Raw genomic sequence first — 19251 nt, forward strand, 5'->3', positions numbered from 1 at the left:
CCGGGCCGGGCGGTGGATGCCATATGGCATTCCGCTGGCTGGTGCCGTTCGGGCGTAAGCCCGCCTCGCCTTCTGCTTCCGTGATCCTCAGGCTTGGGGCCGGGATCTGGTCACGCGGCTCGGCATTGCGATCTAGTTGAAAAGACTGCCGTTTCCGGAGGGTCTATCTCTTTCGACCACGCATTGAGGCTCTCATGAACCGGCGAGTCGGCCAAGCGGAAATCGGGCGATACCCCCTGTGGATAACGGGGAAATCGGGGATGTATGCGATCCGAAATGAATGCGGGGCCGCGGCCGGCGTGGATAGGCTATCCTTGGCTGTTTCCATCCGCCCCGGATTCGCTCTAAAGCCGCCGACATGACCGAACTCGCCAAGACATTCGACCCCGCCGCCATCGAAGCCCGCTGGTATGCCCATTGGGAAGGGGAGGGGCGCTTCCGCCCTGAGCGGCCGGATGCGGAGCCTTATACCATCGTGATGCCGCCGCCCAACGTGACGGGTAGCCTGCATATCGGCCATGCGCTGGACAACAGCCTGCAGGACATCCTGATCCGCCATGCCCGCCTGCAGGGCAAGGATGCGCTGTGGGTGGCCGGCACCGATCATGCCGGCATCGCCACCCAGATGGTGGTCGAACGGCAGATGAATGCCAGGGGTGAAAAGCGCACCGATTACAGCCGCGAGGATTTCGTGGCGAAGGTGTGGGAGTGGAAGGCCGAGAGCGGCGGCCAGATCACTCGCCAGCTCCGCCGGCTGGGCGCATCGTGCGACTGGGCGAACGAACGCTTCACGATGGACGAGGGCTTCAGCCGCGCCGTCATCAAGGTGTTCGTCGATCTCTACAATCAGGGCCTGCTCTATCGCGACAAAAGGCTGGTGAACTGGGATCCGGGCCTGAAGACGGCGATTTCGGACCTGGAGGTCGAGACCAGGGAGGTCAGCGGCAGGTTCTGGCACTTCGCCTATCCGCTGGAGGACGGTTCCGGCACCATCACGGTCGCCACCACCCGGCCGGAAACGATGCTGGCCGACATGGCCGTCGCCGTGAACCCGGAGGATGAGCGATATATCGCGCTGATCGGCAAAAATGTGCGCCTGCCGATCACCGGCCGGCTGATCCCGATCGTCGCCGATGCCCATGCCGATCCCGAGCTGGGATCGGGCGCGGTGAAGATCACGCCCGGCCACGACTTCAACGATTTCGAGGTGGGCAAGCGCGCCGGCTTCCGCCCGGCGGACATGCTCAACATGCTCGATGCCGATGCGAAGGTGGTGCAGACGGCCGACGGGCTGATCCCGGACGAATTCCTCGGCCTGGATCGCTTCGATGCGCGCAAGCTGGTGATCGAGCGGCTGAAGCAGGACGGCGTCCTCATCCCCCATGTGGACAAGGACGGCAACGCGCATGACGGCGAGCCCCGGACGATCCAGACGCCTTATGGCGACCGTTCGGGCGTCGTCATCGAACCGTGGCTGACCGACCAATGGTATGTCGATGCCGAGACGCTGGCCAAGCCCGCGATCGCGGCGGTGCGCGACGGCGACATCCGCGTCGTGCCGGAAACCTGGAAGAAGACCTGGTTCAACTGGCTGGAGAATATCCAGCCCTGGTGCGTCAGCCGCCAGCTCTGGTGGGGCCACCAGATCCCGGCCTGGTATGACGAGGACGGCCAGGTCTATGTGGCCGAGGACGAGGCAGCGGCGCAGGCGCTGGCCGGCAACAAGGCGATCACGCGCGACAGCGACGTGCTCGATACCTGGTTCTCCTCCGCGCTGTGGCCGTTCGGCACGCTGGGCTGGCCGGAAGATACCGCGAAGCTCGCCAAGCATTATCCCAACGATGTGCTGATCTCCGGCTTCGACATCCTGTTCTTCTGGGATGCCCGGATGGCGATGCAGGGGCTGCACTTCATGAAGGAAGTGCCGTGGAAGACGCTCTACCTCCATGGCCTCGTCCGCGATGCCCAGGGGCAGAAGATGTCCAAGTCCAAGGGCAACACGGTCGATCCGCTGGGCCTGATCGACAAATATGGCGCGGATGCGCTGCGCTTCACGCTGGCGGCGATGGAGAGCCAGGGGCGCGACATCAAGCTGGATGAGAAGCGGGTCGAAGGCTATCGCAACTTCGCGACCAAGCTGTGGAACGCCGCGCGCTTCTGCCAGTCGAACGGGATCGGCGCATCGGCCACGCTGGAGCCGCCGGCAGCCGACCTCGCCGTCAACCGCTGGATCATCGCCGAGACGGTGAAGACCGTGCAGGCGCTGGATATCGCGCTGGCCGACCTGCGCTTCGACGAGAGCGCCAACAGCATCTACCAGTTCGTCTGGGCGACCTTCTGCGACTGGTATCTGGAGCTGATCAAGCCGCTGTTCGCCGAGGAAGGCGCGGGCGCGGCCGAGACGCGGACGGTGGCGGGCTGGGTGCTCGACCAGATCCTCGTCATGCTCCACCCCTTCATGCCCTTCATCACCGAGGAATTGTGGCACGCGCTTGGTGAACGGCCCTACGACCTGATCCTCGCGAAATGGCCGATGGCGGATGCGCGCGCGCTCGATCCGGCGGCGCAGAAGGAGATCGACTGGCTGATCCGTCTGGTGAGCGAGGTGCGCGCCGCGCGCTCCGAGCTGAACGTGCCGCCGGGGGCAAGAACTGAGTTACTGGTTCTTACTCACGCGACTACAGATGCCGGCCATCTTCACTCCGGCGTTCCGTCGTTAGATCTTCGAGATAAAGTCAGCCGGAACCGGCAGGCGCTCTATCGATTAGCGCGGATAGATACCGTTACGTTCTTTAATTCGGGTACGCGGTTCGATCTTCAAACAGGTGCGTCACGCGATCGGACCAGCGATGATACGGCGGCAACTTCGCCCGGCCTGCAATTGGTCGTCGATCAGGTTACTTACATGCTGCCGCTGGAAGGGGTGATCGACCTCGCGGCGGAAAAGGCCCGCCTCGCCAAGGCGATCGCGGCGGCGGAGAAGGAGCGCGACTCGCTGACCAAGCGGCTGGAATCGCCGGGCTTCGCCGAGAAGGCCAAACCCGAGGCCGTCGCCAAGGCGCGGACCGACCATGCCGAACGTTCCGCCGAGGTGGAACGGCTGGGCGCGGCGCTCAAGCGGCTGGGATAAGGGAGGCGCAACGCCTCCCTCCTCCCGCATCGTCAGCATGACGGGTGTGGAGTCAGCTTCGCCGAAACACGACTGTCAGGTTGTTCGCCGGCATTTCGGCCACCGCCTCACGGGCGAAGCCCGCATCCGCAGCCACGGCGCCGATTTCGGCAAGGTCGCGCAGCCCCCATTCGGGGTTGCGGGCCTTGAGGTCGGCATCGAAGGCGCGGTTGCCGGGCGCGGTCTGGACCTCGGCGCGGAAATAGGGGCCGTAAAGGACCAGCGGCGCACCCGGCGGCAGGATGCGGGCGGCGCCTGCGAACAGGCCCAGCGTCGCGGCCCATGGGCTGATGTGGACCATGTTGATGCAGACGAGCGCGTCGGCACGGTCGATCGGCCAGTCCGTTGCCGTCGCATCGAGCGCCATCGGCGGACGGAGATTGGCGAGGCCGGCCTCCGCCGCCCAGCCGGCGATCGAGGCGCGGGCCTGCGGATCGGGATCGCTCGGTTGCCAGACAAGGCCGGGCAGGGCCGTGGCGAAATGGACGGCATGTTCGCCCGTGCCGCTCGCCACCTCCAGCACCAGCCCGGCGGAGGGCAGGACATCGCGGAGCACCGCGAGGATCGGATCGCGATTGCGGGCGGTGGCAGGCGCGTGGCGGCGGACGGGATCGGTCATGGCCTGCTTATTCGGCATGATCGGGCGGGCCGCAAGCGGAGGACGCCAAGCGCTCTTCCGCCATTCGGGTCCATGCAATAGGCTCGTCCCCATGCCCGATCCGATGTCGCCGCCTTCCGATTATCCCGCCGTGGCCGATGCCACCATTCCGCCGCTGGGGCGGTTCCTGGCCGAAGGATCGGCGCTGGTGACATGGCCCTTCACCGCCAGGACCGCGCGGCGGATCGCCGCGGCCCGGCGCGGCGACGGGCGCGCGGTGATGGTGATCCCCGGCTTCCTGGCCGGCGATCCGATGACCAGCCGGTTGCGGCGAATGCTGCGTATCGCCGGCTATGCGCCCCATGGCTGGGGGCTGGGCTTCAATCGCGGGGTGACGGCAGACCTGCTGGCCAGGATGCAGGGGCGGCTGGAACATGTCGCACGCGCAGATGCCGGACCGATATCGCTGGTGGGCTGGAGCCTGGGCGGCCTCTATGCGCGCGAAATGGCAAAGCTCCGGCCCGATCTGGTCGATCGGGTGATCACGCTCGGCAGCCCCTTTTCCGGTGATCCCCGCGCCAATCGGGCGTGGCGGCGCTACGAGGCGCTGAACGGCCACCCGGTCGATCGGCTACCGATTCCGGTCGATCTGCCGGCTAAGCCGCCCGTGCGGACCTTCGCGCTCTGGTCGGCCCAGGATGGGATCGTGGCGCCGGCGACCACGCACGGCCAGCCCGGTGAGGCCGATCATGTGATGCGGGTGGCGTGTCGGCACATCGATTTCGTCACCGCCCCGGCTGCGCTTGCCGCGATCCTCGACGCGCTCGAAGCCTGAGCCTGTGGCGGGATATAATCCTCCTCCGCCTTTCAGCCGATGAAGGGTGCGGCCACCTCCGCCGGCACGCGGATGGGCCGGCCGCTCGCCTTGTCGATGATCGCCCAGGTGGTGCGGGCGCGAACATGGGGCTTGCCGTCCGCGTCGACGAACTCGACCATCCGGTCGAACCGCGCGCCCTTGGGGCCGTCTGGTATCCAGGTGCGTGCCGTCACCGTCCCGCCGGGGCCGAGCGCGCGCAGATAATCGATCTCGTGCCGGGTCACGACCCAGATATAGGCGGCGACATGGGCGGGATCGGCCACCGCCTGCCAGTGCGCGGTGGCGACATCCTGTATCCACCGCACCCAGACGGCATTGTTGACGTGGCCCAGCTCGTCAATGTCCTCCGGCCGGGCGGTGAAGGCGAGGGTGAAGGCCGGGGCGGAAGACATGGTTCCGATCCTATCCGTTCAGGCCCGGCATAGTCGAGCGGTGTGACGCGGCTGTTGCAGCCGGCCGGCCTTCCCCGTTCGCGCCGGGAACGAGCGGGGAAGGCGACGTTCTCACGCCATCTGCGTCAGGATGAAGGCATAGGCCTCCGCATCCTCGCGCAGGGAATCGAAGCGGCCGGACTTGCCGCCATGGCCCGCGCCCATATTGGTCTTGAGCAGCAGGACGTTGGCGTCCGTCTTGGTCGCCCGCAGGCGCGCCGCCCATTTGGCTGGCTCCCAATAAGTGACGCGGGGATCGTTGAGCCCGCCGGTGATCAGCATCGGCGGATAGGGCTGCGCCGACACATTGTCATAGGGGCTGTAGCTCCGGATCAGATCGAACGCCGCCGGATCGGTGATCGGGTTGCCCCATTCGGGCCACTCGCCGGGGGTGAGCGGCAGGCTGTCGTCCAGCATGGTGTTGAGCACGTCGACGAAGGGCACGTCCGCCACCACCGCGCCCCACAGGCCGGGATCGGTGTTGGCCACCACGCCCATCAGCTCGCCGCCCGCCGATCCGCCGTTGATGGCGATGCGGCCGGCGCGGGTGAAGCCCGCGGCGATCAGCCCCTTCGCGGCGTCGACGAAATCGTGGAAGGTGTTCCAGCGCTTCTCGGCCTTGCCGTCCAGATACCAGCGATAGCCGAGATCGTCGCCGCCCCGGATATGGGCGATGGCGACCGCGAAGCCGCGATCGAGCAGGCTGAGCCGCAGGGTGGAGAAGGCCGGCGGATAGGCGAAGCCGTAGGCGCCATAGGCATAGAGGAACAGCTTGCCCTGCCCGTCCTTCACGAAATCGCGACGGTAGACGACCGACACCGGCACGCGGGTGCCGTCCCGCGCCTCGATCATCAGCCGTTCGGTCGCGTAGAGCGCGGGATCGTAGCCGGACGGGATTTCCTGCACCTTGAGCGTGGTGAGGCCGCCTTCCACCGGATCGAAATCGAACACGGTGTTGGGCGTCACCATCGATGTGTAGGCCAGCCGGTAGGCCGGCGGATCATATTCCGGGTTGGAGCCGAGCGAGGCGGTGTAGCTCGCCTCGGGGAAGGGGATGCGGCTTTCGTGGCCGCCATAGGTGCGCAGGCGGATCTGATCCAGCCCGTCCACCCGCTCGCTGATGACGAGATGCTTCGCGAAGCTCGTCACCCCGCGCAGATAATGGCGGTCGGACCCGGCGATCACCGTCGTCCATTCCGCCGGCCGGGCGGGATCGGCCTCCGCCAGGCGGAAGTTCACATGATCGTCGTTGGTGAGGATCCACAGCCGGCCCTGCGCCGAATCCACCGAATATTGCCGCTTTGGCTGGCGGGGCGAGACGAGGAGGGGAACGGCCGCCGGATCGGCGGTGGGAAGCAGGCGCACCTCGCTGGTTTCATGATCGCCGGTGGCGAGCACGATCCATTGCCGGTCCTGCGTGCGGCCGAGCGCGACGCGGAAGCCCTCGTCCGCTTCCTCATAGAGGGTGACGTCGCCGGCCGGATCGGTGCCGAGGCGGTGGAGGCGCGCGCGATAGGTGCGCCAATTGTCGTTGACCTCGGTATAGGCGACGGCGGCGGAATCGGCGCTCCACACCACCGCCCCGTTGGCGACGGCGGTGATCGTCTCGATATCCTTGCCGGTGGCGAGATCGCGAATGCGCAGCGTGAAGCGTTCCGATCCGTTGTCGTCCGCCGACCAGGCGGCGAGGCGCCCGTCGGGGCTCACCTCCAGCACCTGCAGGCGGAAATATTCCTTGCCCTCGGCCTCGGCCGGCTCGTCGAGCAGGAGCCGGGCCTCGCCGCCCGCCACGGGCTTGCGATACCAGAGCCGGTATTGCCCGCCCGGCTGGAAGGCCCACCAGTAGAGCCAGTCGCCGTCCTTCTGTGGCACGCCGGCATCGTCCTCCTTGATGCGGCTCTTCATCTCCTGGAACAAGGTTTCGACCAGATCGGCCTGCGGCGCCATCTGCGCTTCGAAATAGGCGTTCTCCGCCTTCAGATAGTCCAGGATCTCCGGATCGTTGACCGTGGGGTAGGACGGGTCCTTCAGCCAGGCATAGGGATCCTCGACTGTCCGGCCGTGGCGGGTGTAGCTGTGCGGTTTCCTCGCGGCGGCCGGGGGCGTGGCGGTCATCGACATCCTCTTAACTGGCAATAGGCCCGGCAAGGGCTTATCTAGGCGCAGCGAAAATAGAAGGCCGGGTTTTGATGTCCACCTACGAAGATCGGTTGAAGGCACTGCGCGAGGAATTGGCGAAGCGGAAGCTGGACGGCTTCGTCGTGCCGCTGACCGACGAGCATATGAGCGAATATGTCGGCGCCTATGCCCAGCGGCTGGCCTGGCTCACGGGTTTCCAGGGATCGGCCGGGTCGGCCGTGGTGCTGCCGGCGGAAGCCGCGATCTTCGTCGATGGCCGCTACACCCTGCAGGTGCGCGAGCAGGTGGACGGCACGCACTGGAGCTATCAGTCGGTTCCCCAGACCAGCATCGCCGAATGGCTGAAAGCGCATGCGCCGGAAGGTGGGCGGATCGGCTATGATCCCTGGCTGCACACGCGCGGCTGGGTGAAGGCGGCGCGCGCCGCGCTGCGGGAAAAGGGCGCGGAACTGGTGGCGGTGGACACCAACCCGGTGGACGCCGTGTGGCCTGACCGACCGGAGCCTTCCAAGGCGCGCCTGATCGCCCATGGCGACGACCTGGCCGGCAAGTCTTCGGCCGAGAAGCGGCAGGACGTGGCGGACTGGCTGGCGGCGCGCAAGGCCGACGCCGTCGTCGTTTCCGCGCTCGATTCGATCGCCTGGCTGCTCAACGTGCGGGGGCAGGATGTGGAGCGGACGCCCGTGGCGCTCGCTTATGCCGTCGTGCAGGCGGACGGGACGGCTGACCTGTTCGTGGCGCCCGAGAAGCTGGGCGAGGACGTGCGCAAGCATCTGGGCAACGCCGTGCGCATCCATCCGCGCGATGCCTTTGCCGGCTATCTGGCGGAGCAGGGCGGACGCGTGATCGCCGTCGATCCGGAGCGCGCCGTGGCCGCGATCTTCGAGGCGCTGGAAGCCGCCGGCGCGAAGACGGTGGAAGCGCGCGATCCCACCGTGCTGGCCAAGGCGATCAAGAATCCGGCGGAGATTGCCGGGCACAAGGCGGCGCAGGCGCGCGACGGCGTGGCGTTGACCCGTTTCCTCCACTGGTTTTCGGTGGAAGCGCCCAAGGGCGGGCTGACCGAGCTCGATGCCTCGGACAAGCTGGAGGAGTTCCGCCGCGGCACCGGCAAGCTGCGCGACCTTTCCTTCGATACGATCTCGGGCGCCGGCCCCAACGGCGCCGTCGTCCATTATCGGGTGACGGAGACGACCAACCGGCCGATCGAGCCGGGCTCGCTGTTCCTGATCGATTCGGGCGGCCAGTATGAGGACGGCACGACCGACGTGACCCGCACCGTCGCCATCGGCACGCCGACGGCGGAGATGAAGGATCGCTTCACCCGCGTGCTCAAGGGGCATATCGCGCTGGCCCGCGCCATTTTCCCGGCGGGCACGCGCGGCGGCCAGCTCGACGTGCTGGCGCGGCAATATCTGTGGGAGGCGGGGCTGGATTATGCCCATGGCACCGGCCATGGCGTGGGCGCCTATCTTTCCGTCCACGAAGGGCCGCAGCGCATCGCCACCTTCGGCGGCGGGGACGAGCCGCTCCAGGCCGGCATGTTCCTCTCGAACGAGCCGGGCTATTACAAGTCCGGCGAATATGGCATCCGTATCGAGAATCTTGTTCTGGTAGAGACGCGTGAGATAGCGGGCGCGGAACGCGAGATGCTGGGCTTCGAAACGCTCACCTTCGCTCCGATCGACCGCGAGCTGATCGACGCGGGCGCGCTTTCGCCCGCGGAGCGCGCATGGCTGGATGCTTATCATGCCCGCGTGCGCGACCTGATCGGCCCGCAGCTCGATGGCGAGGCGAAGGCCTGGCTCGACGACGTGACCCGCCCGCTGTGAGGAAGGGGCTTGGCGTGATGCACAAGAAATGGACCTTGGGTGGGGCGGCGGCGATCGCGATCGGCGCCATGGCGGCGGTGGGCTATGCCCAGTTCCCCAGCGTGCCCGATACGCCGCCGATGGCGGCGGCCGAGGCGCAGAAGCACACCGCCTGGGATTTCGACCTGACGGCGATCGACGGCGCGCCGCTGCCGATGAAGAAGTTCAAGGGCGAGGTGGTGCTGCTGGTGAACACCGCCAGCATGTGCGGCTTCACCCCGCAATATGAAGGCCTGCAGAAGGTGCAGGATACCTATGCCAGGCGCGGCTTCACCATCGTCGGCGTGCCTTCCGGCAACTTCAAGAATCAGGAATATGGCTCCAACAGCGAAATCGCCGCCTTCTGCAAGACCAAGGCGGTGAAGTTCCCGCTGGCCGAGAAATCCGACGTGGTCGGCCCCAATGCGCTGCCCATCTATCGCTGGGCGGCCGCCAAGCTCGGGCCGCAGAACACGCCCAAATGGAACTTCCACAAATATCTGATCGGGCGCGACGGCAAGCTGATCGCCGCCTTCGGCACCCGCACCGATCCCACCGATCCCAAGGTGACGGGCGCGATCGAGGCCGCGCTCAAGGCCAAGGGCTGATCGCCGGTCCGCGCCGGCGCGGAATCAGCCGGCGTGCGATCCTTCATCTTCCGCGAAATCCCGGGGCACGGGCGGCGCATCGTCCCGCGCGCGGGCCTGCGCCTTCCGCTTGCGGAGGTTCTCGCGCAGCGCCTCCGCCAGCCTGCGGGCGCGTTCCGGATCGTCTTTCGCCATCTTTTTCCTGTGAAGGCGAATATCGCGCGCGGCAAGCCTTGACGCGGCCGCCAGCATTCTCCATAGGCGCGCCTCTAACGCGGTTCCGAACCGTAGTGCTGCCGTAGCTCAGTGGTAGAGCGCATCCTTGGTAAGGGTGCGTCCCAAGATCGAAAGTGGTGAGATTAGAGGTGGTTAGGAATAGCCTCGGAGGCTCGGGGGAGCAGGCCGGGGAGCAGATTTGAAGAGTTTCGCTGCTGTAGCTCAGTGGTAGAGCGCGTCCTTGGTAAGGACGAGGCCGGGAGTTCAATCCTCCCCAGCAGCACCATCCCCCTGACAAATAACGCAAAAATGGCCGCCGGGCGGGGATGCCCGGCGGCCATTGATTTGCGGTGCGCGTGGGGGTTACGCGGCCAAGCGCGCCGCTTCCTCCGCCGCGACGGGGCGAAGCAATTCGATAAACTTACTGAGGGGCACCCGATACTTGTGCCAGGTGGTCCCGTCGTAAAGGGCAACATCCGTCGGCGCGTCGGGGCCGACTTCCTGCTGACACGCTTCCGCATGGGCCAAACCCTCACTTACGCTGTCAAGCCGCCGGGCGGTTGCAACGAGTGCCTTCATGTCGGCCTTATCGAAGGGCGAGGCCCGTTCGGCAGTCGTCGAATCAGTCATATACATTCTCCGTTCTTCCCGCCCCGCCACCATTGGCCGGGCGCGAAAGGACAGGTCGCACATGCGCCGTGGGGATGCTCGGAGGGTTATTCGGTGCCCAGAGGGGAGCCGGGCGGGGAAGGCGACACAACGCAGGCAGGCCTGAGAGCATATCCATTGACACAAATGCCGGAGCGAACATAAGAAGAACAAACAATGAACTTGACAGTTTGACGTCTGGACGTCAAAAAGGCGCGTATCGTGTTCGAGGGAGCAGAACATGGCAGCAGCGCCGGGGAAAATTCGTGATTCTATCATCGGTTATATGGAGGCGTGTGGCAGCGACGCCTCGATAAAGCAGATCATGGAGGCGATCAGCACTCAGCTAGGGCCAGTGCCGCCCTCCTCTGTCCGCTCCTATCTCAACCTCAATGTCGGCCGTGTATTCGAGCGCACTGCGCGCGGGCGCTATCGTCTCGTCGGGGATGCGGAGAATGTGCATCGTGTGGGGCTGGAGCCTGCCGTCGAGCATGAGAAGGCGGTGTTATTCCACGCGGACTGCTTCGACTGGCTCGCCGCCCGTGAGGAGGCGTCCATCCACGCCGTTGTCACCGACCCGCCCTACGGCCTCACTGAGTATAGCGAGAAGGAGCTGACGAAGCTCCGGGCGGGACAGGGAGGCGTGTGGAGGGTTCCGCCCTCGTTCGACGGGCATCGGCGGTCGCCGCTTCCGCGCTTCACCATCATGACCGATCAGGACCGGAAAGAACTGCATGGCTTCTTCCGCCGGTTTGGGGCGCTGGTCGCCCGAGCGATTGTGCCCGGCGGCAACGTGATCGTGGCAACCAATCCCCTCCTGCAACACATCGTCGCATCGGCGATGAGCGAGGGCGGACTTGAGTTGCGCGGCAGTATCGCGCGGCTGACGATGACCATGCGGGGCGGGGACCGGCCGAAGAACGCACACGAGGAATTCGACGAAGTCAGCGTCATGCCCCGATCGCAGTGGGAACCGTGGGTCGTATTGCGCCGCCCGTTGGAGGGGCGGGTGCAGGACAATCTCCGCAAATGGAAGACGGGGGGCTTCCGTCGTCCCTCCGAGGACCGGCCCTTCGGCGACGTGATAAGGTCCAGCCCCACATCAGCGGCGGAGCGAGCCATCGCGCCCCACCCCTCGCTCAAACCCCAGGAGTTCATGCGGCAGGTCGTGCGCGGCTGCCTTCCGCTGGGGGAGGGCATAGTGGTGGATCCCTTCGCCGGCTCGGGGTCCACACTGGCCGCCGCGAACGCGGTGAGCTACGAGAGCATCGGCGTGGAGGCTGACCCTAAGTTCGTCAGGCTGGCCGCAGACGCCATCCCGAGGCTTGGCTCACTGCGCTAGATAGACCCAGCTATTGCGGAGCTTCTGGAGGCCCTCCCGGTGCAGAGAGGCCGTGCGAGTGCCCAGTTCGCCCCGCGCGTTCCGCCGGAAGTCCTCCCGTGTGACGTGGGCGATATAAACCTCGGTGAAGCGGGTTGCTCGCCGCTGGACCGCTGGCTCTGTCACCTTGTCGATCTCATAGACAAAGACACACAGCCACTGCTCGCGCGCGCCATGCGTATCGACGGAGCCGCCTCTATTCCGGGTCGTTTTGATCTCGACGCCCTCCTCGCCAGCTTGGATGCTGTCGAGCTGATAGCGCCCTCGCACGATCAGGTCGGGATGGCCGTTGTGATAGTTGTTCTGGCAGAGGGAGCGCGAGTGTCGCGCCATGCTCGCGGTCATCATGTCGGAGATGGTGCCTGACATATTCGCTGGTCGCAGCACTTCCTCAAGTCGTGGTAGGCCTCGGTCGTTGAAGAGCGTGTTCACGTCGAAGAAAAAGTCATACACGTCCTGCATCGCGAGCGCGAAGTCATCCAGCCGCAGTTGGTATGGAAGCTCGATGTTCGGATTGAACCAATCGCGATTGACAGTTTCTCTGACCGACACTCATCCCTCCGCCCCTCTGATGGGCGGCGACACTGCATCATTGGCGAGAGGCTGTCGAGGGTTACGGCTCGAACGGGTTGGTGTCCCGACAGGCACGGCAATGGTGGCACATGCGGTTGCCTGGCCCTTCGCTGGGGAAAGGCTTGCCGCAGGTGATGCAGGGCCGGACCGTCGTGACTGGCGCGCGGCTCCCAGCCAACCGGCTCTGACCGACCTGCCGGGGCTTGGTCACGCCTTGCCCTTCCGCGCCTCATCGCGCGCGGCCTCGTATTCCATCCGGTCGCCGCGCGTGAGCCGGTCCAGCACCCAGCGGGGCGGGTCGTAGGCCCCGCGCAACGCCAGCGCCGCAAGGCGGCGGGCTTCGTCCGCCATGCGACGTGCCGCCGCCGCGCGGGCGATGCGGTTGGCGGCGGCGACGGAGAGGGTCACGCGCCAGCCCCCGACAGGGCCTTGAGCGACTTTGCGGCCTTCACGGCGGGCGTGGTCCGCAAGGCCAGCACGTCCCCGAAGCGCCGGGTGGTCGCGCTGCCCGCCGCCGCAACATGGGCAATGGCAACTTCCGTTGCCTCAAGCTGGCCGCTATCGACCGGGGCGAACCTTGCCGCCGCCCGCGAGCGGACGAGGGCATGGGTTCCGGCATCAAGCCCAGAGAGGAAGGGCGGGGCATGAAGCACGGCGGCGACCGTGGGCAGGTCGCCCGCCTCCACCGCGTCCAGAACGAACTTGCCCCGCGCGGCGGGCTGCTTCATCGCCTTGATGTGCGCCCGGACCTCGGAGGCCAGCGCAAGGCCCTCGGGCGTCTTGCGGGCGGGCAGGTCCAGCGCGGTTGCCACTCGCTGGGCCAGCGTGTCACGGTAGCCCTTCAATTCCGTCATGCGACGGTCAACCGCCGGAGCGACGCGGTCCAATGCGCGCTTGGCGGCGTCGATGAACTCCTCCGCATCGACAATGCGGGTGGGCTTGCCGTTCACCATGCGGACATTGCCGCTGACTTCCGTGTGCCCGCCCCGGTCAGCGGGATGCTGGCGGCGCACCGCTGGTTCGGCCATTGCCTGCAAATCCCGCTCCGCGTCATTCAGCCGCCCGTAGCAGTCGTAGCAGAGCCGCATGGCTTCGCGGGCGGCAGCGAGGGCGGGAATGCCCAGGGTGTCGGGGCGGGTGAGGGTGTCGCTGATGCTCAGCAATGCGTCGGGGTGCATGGACAGCGGTACGTCGCCGCGAACGGGGGTGCTCTCATCAAGGGGCGTCGGCATGGGCTTCTCCTTCTCAGTAATGGCCGATGGTCCGGCCGGACGTGACGATCCGGGGTGCGGAGTTGACGAGGTAGCGGAGCGCGTCCGCCCAATGGTCGTTGGCGGACGTGTCCACGTCCTCCATCCGCACATCGTCGCGGGGCAGCAGCGGCAGGGTTTCGAGGCCGTAGCGGCAGCGTTCGGAAATCCAGAGGCCGGGCGTGTCCGGGTCGCCGTCGCGGGCGGCGGCCATGAGCGCCTTCACCTTCACCCAGCCGCTAATGCGATCCTTCGTCGGCTTGGTCAGGTGCAGGCCGTGGCGGCCAAGCTGTTCCAGCAGCGTGTCGTTCTGCAACCCGCGTGCATCGTCGCCCACGCCATGCGGCCGGATGCCCCAGCGTTCGCAGGCCGCCAACACTTCCTCCGCCACCATCTGCGGCGGCCAGCCCTTGCCCAGAGAGGGGTCGTCGGAACGGGCGCTATGCACTTCGTCCACGATGATCCACGATCCCTTGGGATAGACGCGACCGGCGGGGCCGATGAGGCCGGGCTGGCGGGCGTGAACGGCCAGCACGGCGGCGGTAGGGGCCGACCAACCCCAGTCCAGCGCGACGGCGCTATACCAGCCGTGGCCCTTGCCCTTCGGCACCCGGAAACCGGGGTCGTCGGGGATGATGAGATGGTCCCCGAACACGTCCGCGAAGAACGCCCCGGCAAGGTCGTTCCAGTTGTTGTTCAGCCATGCCTCGGCCAGCGCCCGGTCGCCGCCGGACGATGCGATGATCGACCGGGCGTAACGCTCGGTGTCGATGGTCGGATTGTCGATGTAGGTGGAAGGCGCATATACCCAACGCGAGCCGTCCGGTAGCTCGTAGGGCTTCCAAGGGGTCCGGCCATGAACGTGCATCCGGGCGATGGTGGCGTGGAGCGGCCCGCCGGGGTTGCCCAGCACGATCATGCGGGTGGGGATGCCCGCCGGGCCGCGCAGGTTGGCGCGCAGCATGTTGATGTGGCGCAGCGTCGTGAAATTGGTGATCTCATCGACCGCCAGCAGGTTCGCCTCCTGCCCCTGCCACTTCGCCACGTCCTTCTGCGACGACAGGTTGCCCAGCGTGACGACCGCGCCGTTCGGGCAGCGGATTACGAAATCGGCGCGGTTGCTGGTGATGCCGCCGGGGAAGGCGTCGCGGAACAGGGCCTCAAGCTCGTCCCAGAGATTGGCGAGGCTCTTGTAGGTGGCCCGGAGGATGAGGACGCGGGCCTTGTCCTCATACTGGACGCAGTGCCGCAGGGCGAGCAGCGCCAGCGCGGTCGTCTTGCCGGACCCGCGCCCGCCCAGCAGGGCAAGGTTCAGGTCTTCGGGCACCGCCAGCACCCGTTCCTGCCAAGGCGTCGGGGTGGTGAGCTTAGGCGTCGCCATCGCGCGCTCCCCCTTCCGCCTCGACCATCGCCGCGTAAGCCTTGGCCTCCATCGCGGCGGGCAGGTTGATCTGCACCGCGACCTTGGGGGCCGTGTCGGTCTGCCCCGTCTCGCGGTAGCCGTGGCGGCACTTCAAGAGAAACATGGCGGCGGCAATCTGGCCCTTCCGCGCCGCCACCAGCAGGCTATGCACTAGCTCCTGTTCCAGACCCGCGAGGCCCTCGGCCATCGCCGCTTCCACTTCCGGCTGGCGCTTGCGGCATTGGCGAAAGGCTTCGCCGGACATGCCCAGCGCAGCGGCGATGCCGTTGGCCGGGTGGCCGTTGCGCGCCATGTCGGTAATGGTGGCGAGGCCGGGGGCGTGAATGACCGCCGTGCCGTGCTTGCCGTCGCGCGACGTGGGCAGGCTGGCCGGGGGGCTGGTTTCGGTGTTCATGCCCCGGAGCTTAGCCTACCTAGGGCCGCGCGCTCGGAGGGTTATTCCTTGCATTTCGGTAACTTAGACCAGAGAAGTGGGCATTCGGGGAGCATCGGGGGAGCAGGGACGGGAAACGGCCCGTTAAGTGCTGAGACAGCCCTTTTTTAGCTGACAGGAAAGCGGGGTGGGCTGGGAATTGCCCAGAGGCAGGGCGGACCTGCCCCAACTCCGCCCTGCATCCGCCCTCCAAAAAGCCCAAGGAATACAATGCGTAGGGCGCACAGTTCGGAGAGGGCGGACTTTTTCTTATTCTAGAAGGAAAGACTATATACCTCCACCTACCCCTCCCCCCTGGGCCTAGGGGGACCGGGTAGGGAGCAAACCCGCCCTACACGCCCGCTCCGCCCTGATTTGCGAATAATGCTGCAATTGCGGAAGGTTAATGCAGGGCGGAGCGAAGGGCGGAGGGCGGACCTAGAACGGCGTCTGCGGATCGCGCCAATCGGGAACATGCCAGTCGCTGGCTTCGTCCGGCCAGCTATATTCGCCCATGCGCGTTACCCATGCCGCCCGCATCTCGCCCAGCGGCGGGAAGGTCCAGCCACGTTCGCTATTCGACTTCCACCCCTCGCAGCGCCAGCCCCTCAGCATGGTGGTGAGCTTCTGATCCGACCAGAAACGCAGGTCAGGCGAGTGCTCGCGCATTGCCTCGAACAAGGGCTGCGACAAGACGGTGTTAGGTGGCGCATTCCTGTTTACCGGATGCTCGGCGGGCAAACGGCCATCCTCCAAGATGCCCAAGAGAAGCTGGTCAGCAGCCGACAGGCTGAGCACCTTCTGTTCCTGTAGCGCATCCGTCTCTGGGCGCTTGCCCACGTCCCAGCCGCCGCTTTCCAGATACTCGCGCCACGAGCGGCCCGTCAGCCAGCGGAAGAACGCCACCTTGCCGCCGTTCTCCCATTCCCGGCGGATCGCGGCGAAGTAGGGGCGGTCCCGGTTGTGTTCGCCGGCATCCACGTTCAGCACAAGGTAGCGGCGATCATCCTTGAGAGCGCCGATCGCGTGTTCATCGTTGGTGGCGAGCATGATGCGGAACCACTTGCGGGCATGGAAGGCGTCAACGCCCTTCGGCTCGATAGGCACGGTCGGTTCCGTGACAAGGTTCCGCAGCCGCTTGTTCGCGGCCTCTCCCCGCCCGAAGTCCACTTCGTCCCCGAACAGAAACTGCGTCTCCATCAGGTGCCGGTTGAACTTGCCCTCGATCTGCTCCGGGCGGTTGGCGACGAAGAAATGCGGCCCGAAGAACTCCCCGAACAGATTGGCGACGGTGCCCTTGCCGCTGCCGCTGGGGCCGGTCATCACCACCGCAACTTCGTTGGGACCGGGGCGTAACAGGGCATCGGCCAGCCAGCCGAGAAGATACATATAGACTTCATGATCGCTGCCGCAGACATTGTCATGCAGGTGCGCGAGGAGAAGCTGGCACTGTTCCGGCTCGCTGTCCCCGTCGAACTCGTCGTCCGGCTCCGGCACGTCGCCCAGCAGCGCGGGGCGCATATCCCGTTCCCGCGCGAGGCCGTCCGGCCAGCCCGCCCAAAGGTTGTAGGTGCCTTCCGCCACTTCCCAATGGCGCTGGCCGGGCAGGAACTCTACGCGGTCGTAACGGGGGGAGCGGGGATGCTTGAGCCATGCTTCGGCCAGCGGCTTCAAGATCGGCACCCCCTGCTTGTTCTGCCCGGCCTGAACATACTTGTCCCCGTAGGCCGTCTTGAAGTCGTCCACGGACATCTGGCCCAGCCGCCCGTCCGCCTGCCGCCAGCACACGCGGGGCTTGTTGCCGAACTTGCGGATGAAGAAATGCCCGTCCAACTCGCGCAACCCGGCGGGGGTGTTGTCGCAAGCGTCGATCATCGCCCGCAACTCGTCCATTTCGGCGGGGGTCAGGCTGTAGGTGTCGAGCCACTGTTCGGTCGTCGGCAGGGGAAGGCCCTGAGCTGCCGCGTGGGCGCAGAACGCCTCGTAGGTCATGCGCTGGCGCTGAACCCACGGCATGGCGTTGATGTATTCGGGCGAGACGACGCGGAGCGTTCCGGTCACGGGGAGCAACAGGGCGCGCGCGCCGGAAGTGATTGCCGCGCCGTTGCCCTCTGGGCATGAATCAATAGGCATAATCCGTATCTCCGTTCGGGTTGTGCGGCCCGGCTTTGCCAATCGGCCCGCGTCCATTGCCCCCGGACGCGGGCCGCTTTTCTATGCGGGGCATTCAGCCCAGCGCAGATAGTCGGCCCAAATGTCGCCAATGACTTCCTTGCCGGTGCGCCCGTCCAAGAAGATGGAACGCCGCTTATAGAAATTGGGATAGCGTTCCCGCGTCCACGTCTGTAGCTCGCAGAGCGACGCGATCTTGGCGCGGGAGAGCCGGGAGCGGAACTCGGCGCCATCGGCTCCGTCCCCCTGCCAGCGGTCGAAATGGTGCGACCGCACGAATGCCGAAAACGGCTTCATGCCGCGCCCCTATCGACCACCCGGTCGATCAACCGCGCCTGACCGCCATAGGACGCGGCCTGCGCCCTCCGCCCGCTGGCGGCACGGACTTCCGCCCCTTCCTGGGCTTCCCGCGCGGCCAGCCGCTCCGCCATCCAGGCGGCGACTTCGCTTTCCACCCACACCACCTTCTGCGAACCTAGCGGGACGGGGCGGGGGAAATTGCCCTTGTTGATCTTGCGGTAGATCTCGGTCTTGGACAGCGCGACGCGCTGCCGGACCTCCACCATCGTAATGAAACGCTCAGCCACCGCCGCGCCTCCACCAATTGAAGTAACCGGCGGGGATGATGGTTCGGGCCGGAGCCAAAAGATCGGAGGGTTATTCTCCCCGCGCCTTTGCGCGATGACGCGCAGCGCGCGCGCTGTTGCTTTCCCGCCGCTTGGCCTTCCCTTCGGGCGACTTGCGGCGCTCTCTCACGCGGGAGACGACGCTATTGCAATGCGACGCTGTGATTGCGCGGTCAAGGCAGTGTTGCGCGACGAACAGGAACACTTCGCCCGGCACGTTCTTGGGCAAGGTCAGCCCGGCCTCCGCATCCCGGAAAAACTCCGGTCGCCAAAGGTTGCGGCGCTTCATGCCCGGAGGGGGCGGCAAATCCTCCCACCATGCCCAGAGGGTTTCATACACGGCCAAGAGGGCATTCCGCGCGGGCTGGCCGACGCCACCGGCACCCTCGCCCTTGGCGAGCAAGGCGCTATGGTCGCCATCGCTCCAACCGTCATCGCCGCGCCAATCCGCCCAAGGGTCGGGGCTGGGAAGCTCGTGCGATGGCGGATTGTCCCGCGCGGCCTCCGCGATCATCGCGCCGACATAGACGCCGACGACGCCATTGAGCATCGCCGCGACGGCCTCCCGCTCGCCGGGCACGTCCGCCAGCGCGGCAAGTTCCGCCGCACGGTCGCCACCAACCCACGCCCGTTCGACGCGAAGGCGAATGTCCGCTTCGTAGTCGATCATCGGTCGTCCCCCTTGCTCGGCGGCAGATATATGAAGCCGCCGCGCCCTTCGCCGGGGATGGTGGCGATCACCCGGCCATGCTGCACGATAGAAGTGCCGCCGGTCGTTCCGCCGCCCGCCACGGCCAGATCGGGGCGGGAGCCGTGGGCTTCGGGCGGGAGCCAGTTAAGCCCTTCCGGGCGCATGGTGCAGCCGTCCAGTAGCGCGGCGACCATTACCAGCACGGCCC

At 66.4% G+C, this 19251-nt stretch carries 20 protein-coding genes and 1 tRNA gene; 6 read left to right on the plus strand and 15 right to left on the minus strand.

The features are described 5' to 3' along the window. Positions 1-358 precede the first annotated feature (358 nt). Positions 359-3130: a valine--tRNA ligase gene (locus BHE75_RS05050; protein ID WP_070932824.1), complete on the plus strand. Its 2772-nt coding sequence runs from the start codon at positions 359-361 to the stop codon at positions 3128-3130. 52 nt (positions 3131-3182) lie between these two features. Here BHE75_RS05050 and BHE75_RS05055 read toward each other — a convergent pair whose 3' ends face one another. Next, positions 3183-3788 (minus strand): DUF938 domain-containing protein, encoded by a 606-nt coding sequence (locus BHE75_RS05055; protein WP_070935508.1) that lies wholly within the window; start codon positions 3786-3788, stop codon positions 3183-3185. A gap of 91 nt (positions 3789-3879) precedes the next feature. Here BHE75_RS05055 and BHE75_RS05060 point away from each other — a divergent pair, with 91 nt between their 5' ends. Further along, the gene (locus BHE75_RS05060) at positions 3880-4602 is read left to right on the plus strand and encodes an alpha/beta fold hydrolase (protein WP_070932826.1); all 723 of its coding nucleotides are present in this window, start codon (positions 3880-3882) and stop codon (positions 4600-4602) included. Positions 4603-4634: 32 nt separating this feature from the next. Here BHE75_RS05060 and BHE75_RS05065 read toward each other — a convergent pair whose 3' ends face one another. Both BHE75_RS05065 and BHE75_RS05070 read right to left on the minus strand, forming a co-directional pair. Beyond that, positions 4635-5036, minus strand: a complete 402-nt coding sequence (locus tag BHE75_RS05065) for an acyl-CoA thioesterase (protein WP_015459589.1) — start codon at positions 5034-5036, stop codon at positions 4635-4637. A gap of 111 nt (positions 5037-5147) precedes the next feature. Continuing rightward, a complete protein-coding gene (locus BHE75_RS05070; protein WP_070935510.1) occupies positions 5148-7190 on the minus strand; it encodes a S9 family peptidase in 2043 nt (680 codons plus the stop codon). A gap of 74 nt (positions 7191-7264) precedes the next feature. Here BHE75_RS05070 and BHE75_RS05075 point away from each other — a divergent pair, with 74 nt between their 5' ends. Both BHE75_RS05075 and BHE75_RS05080 read left to right on the plus strand, forming a co-directional pair. Beyond that, the gene (locus tag BHE75_RS05075) at positions 7265-9046 is read left to right on the plus strand and encodes an aminopeptidase P family protein (protein WP_070932828.1); all 1782 of its coding nucleotides are present in this window, start codon (positions 7265-7267) and stop codon (positions 9044-9046) included. 17 nt (positions 9047-9063) lie between these two features. Further along, the gene (locus tag BHE75_RS05080) at positions 9064-9672 is read left to right on the plus strand and encodes a glutathione peroxidase (RefSeq protein WP_070932830.1); all 609 of its coding nucleotides are present in this window, start codon (positions 9064-9066) and stop codon (positions 9670-9672) included. A gap of 24 nt (positions 9673-9696) precedes the next feature. On the opposite strand, the gene BHE75_RS24370 is transcribed toward BHE75_RS05080, so the two are convergent. Next, entirely contained in the window at positions 9697-9846 is a 150-nt protein-coding gene (locus tag BHE75_RS24370; protein WP_170112590.1) for a hypothetical protein, read from the minus strand. Positions 9847-10078: 232 nt separating this feature from the next. On the opposite strand from BHE75_RS24370, the gene BHE75_RS05090 reads away from it, so the two are divergent. Next, positions 10079-10153, plus strand: a tRNA-Thr gene (locus tag BHE75_RS05090). Positions 10154-10230: 77 nt separating this feature from the next. Here the strand turns inward: BHE75_RS05090 and BHE75_RS05095 are convergent. Next, entirely contained in the window at positions 10231-10497 is a 267-nt protein-coding gene (locus tag BHE75_RS05095) for a hypothetical protein (RefSeq protein ID WP_139181644.1), read from the minus strand. A gap of 259 nt (positions 10498-10756) precedes the next feature. Between BHE75_RS05095 and BHE75_RS05100 the strand changes: the two genes are divergently transcribed. Then, positions 10757-11857 carry a DNA-methyltransferase gene (locus tag BHE75_RS05100; RefSeq protein WP_084652938.1) on the plus strand — a complete coding sequence of 367 codons (1101 nt, stop codon included), beginning with the start codon at positions 10757-10759 and terminating at the stop codon, positions 11855-11857. On the opposite strand, the gene BHE75_RS05105 is transcribed toward BHE75_RS05100, so the two are convergent. The 10 genes from BHE75_RS05105 to BHE75_RS05145 form a co-directional block, all read right to left on the minus strand. Further along, positions 11846-12448, minus strand: a complete 603-nt coding sequence (locus tag BHE75_RS05105) for a hypothetical protein (protein WP_070932835.1) — start codon at positions 12446-12448, stop codon at positions 11846-11848. The genes BHE75_RS05100 and BHE75_RS05105 overlap by 12 nt on opposite strands. 228 nt (positions 12449-12676) lie before the next feature. Next, positions 12677-12877, minus strand: coding sequence for a hypothetical protein (locus tag BHE75_RS23920; RefSeq protein WP_139181645.1), 201 nt, complete (start codon positions 12875-12877; stop codon positions 12677-12679). Then, positions 12874-13701: a hypothetical protein gene (locus tag BHE75_RS05110; protein ID WP_070932838.1), complete on the minus strand. Its 828-nt coding sequence runs from the start codon at positions 13699-13701 to the stop codon at positions 12874-12876. The genes BHE75_RS23920 and BHE75_RS05110 overlap by 4 nt, the downstream gene beginning before the upstream one ends. Before the next feature lie 13 nt (positions 13702-13714). Beyond that, a complete protein-coding gene (locus BHE75_RS05115; protein WP_070932842.1) occupies positions 13715-15100 on the minus strand; it encodes a phage terminase large subunit in 1386 nt (461 codons plus the stop codon). Next, positions 15087-15536 (minus strand): hypothetical protein, encoded by a 450-nt coding sequence (locus tag BHE75_RS05120; protein ID WP_070932844.1) that lies wholly within the window; start codon positions 15534-15536, stop codon positions 15087-15089. Before BHE75_RS05120 ends, BHE75_RS05115 begins: the two co-directional genes overlap by 14 nt. 456 nt (positions 15537-15992) lie before the next feature. After that, positions 15993-17615: a DUF5906 domain-containing protein gene (locus tag BHE75_RS05125; RefSeq protein WP_139181646.1), complete on the minus strand. Its 1623-nt coding sequence runs from the start codon at positions 17613-17615 to the stop codon at positions 15993-15995. 153 nt (positions 17616-17768) lie between these two features. Further along, positions 17769-18023, minus strand: coding sequence for a hypothetical protein (locus tag BHE75_RS05130; RefSeq protein ID WP_070932849.1), 255 nt, complete (start codon positions 18021-18023; stop codon positions 17769-17771). Further along, complete coding sequence (locus BHE75_RS05135) at positions 18020-18313, minus strand: helix-turn-helix transcriptional regulator (protein ID WP_217494711.1); 294 nt, start codon at positions 18311-18313, stop codon at positions 18020-18022. The genes BHE75_RS05130 and BHE75_RS05135 overlap by 4 nt, the downstream gene beginning before the upstream one ends. 70 nt (positions 18314-18383) lie before the next feature. Next, positions 18384-19022 carry a hypothetical protein gene (locus BHE75_RS05140; RefSeq protein ID WP_070932853.1) on the minus strand — a complete coding sequence of 213 codons (639 nt, stop codon included), beginning with the start codon at positions 19020-19022 and terminating at the stop codon, positions 18384-18386. Further along, entirely contained in the window at positions 19019-19246 is a 228-nt protein-coding gene (locus tag BHE75_RS05145; RefSeq protein ID WP_139181647.1) for a hypothetical protein, read from the minus strand. The genes BHE75_RS05140 and BHE75_RS05145 overlap by 4 nt, the downstream gene beginning before the upstream one ends. Positions 19247-19251 lie beyond the last annotated feature (5 nt).

The sequence above is a fragment of the Edaphosphingomonas haloaromaticamans genome (assembly GCF_001853345.1).
Classification (GTDB): domain Bacteria; phylum Pseudomonadota; class Alphaproteobacteria; order Sphingomonadales; family Sphingomonadaceae; genus Sphingomonas_E; species Sphingomonas_E fennica.

Excerpts from the sequence above, each read along its gene's own strand:
- BHE75_RS05120 (WP_070932844.1), bottom strand. The coding sequence starts at position 15,536 with ATGAACACCGAAACCAGCCCCCCGGCCAGCCTGCCCACGTCGCGCGAC.
- BHE75_RS05100 (WP_084652938.1), top strand. The coding sequence starts at position 10,757 with ATGGCAGCAGCGCCGGGGAAAATTCGTGATTCTATCATCGGTTATATG.
- BHE75_RS24370 (WP_170112590.1), bottom strand. The coding sequence starts at position 9,846 with ATGGCGAAAGACGATCCGGAACGCGCCCGCAGGCTGGCGGAGGCGCTG.
- BHE75_RS05115 (WP_070932842.1), bottom strand. The coding sequence starts at position 15,100 with ATGGCGACGCCTAAGCTCACCACCCCGACGCCTTGGCAGGAACGGGTG.
- BHE75_RS05080 (WP_070932830.1), top strand. The coding sequence starts at position 9,064 with ATGCACAAGAAATGGACCTTGGGTGGGGCGGCGGCGATCGCGATCGGC.
- BHE75_RS05065 (WP_015459589.1), bottom strand. The coding sequence starts at position 5,036 with ATGTCTTCCGCCCCGGCCTTCACCCTCGCCTTCACCGCCCGGCCGGAG.
- BHE75_RS05095 (WP_139181644.1), bottom strand. The coding sequence starts at position 10,497 with ATGACTGATTCGACGACTGCCGAACGGGCCTCGCCCTTCGATAAGGCC.
- BHE75_RS05140 (WP_070932853.1), bottom strand. The coding sequence starts at position 19,022 with ATGATCGACTACGAAGCGGACATTCGCCTTCGCGTCGAACGGGCGTGG.
- BHE75_RS05050 (WP_070932824.1), top strand. The coding sequence starts at position 359 with ATGACCGAACTCGCCAAGACATTCGACCCCGCCGCCATCGAAGCCCGC.
- BHE75_RS05130 (WP_070932849.1), bottom strand. The coding sequence starts at position 18,023 with ATGAAGCCGTTTTCGGCATTCGTGCGGTCGCACCATTTCGACCGCTGG.
- BHE75_RS05070 (WP_070935510.1), bottom strand. The coding sequence starts at position 7,190 with ATGACCGCCACGCCCCCGGCCGCCGCGAGGAAACCGCACAGCTACACC.
- BHE75_RS05075 (WP_070932828.1), top strand. The coding sequence starts at position 7,265 with ATGTCCACCTACGAAGATCGGTTGAAGGCACTGCGCGAGGAATTGGCG.
- BHE75_RS05055 (WP_070935508.1), bottom strand. The coding sequence starts at position 3,788 with ATGACCGATCCCGTCCGCCGCCACGCGCCTGCCACCGCCCGCAATCGC.
- BHE75_RS05060 (WP_070932826.1), top strand. The coding sequence starts at position 3,880 with ATGCCCGATCCGATGTCGCCGCCTTCCGATTATCCCGCCGTGGCCGAT.
- BHE75_RS05110 (WP_070932838.1), bottom strand. The coding sequence starts at position 13,701 with ATGCCGACGCCCCTTGATGAGAGCACCCCCGTTCGCGGCGACGTACCG.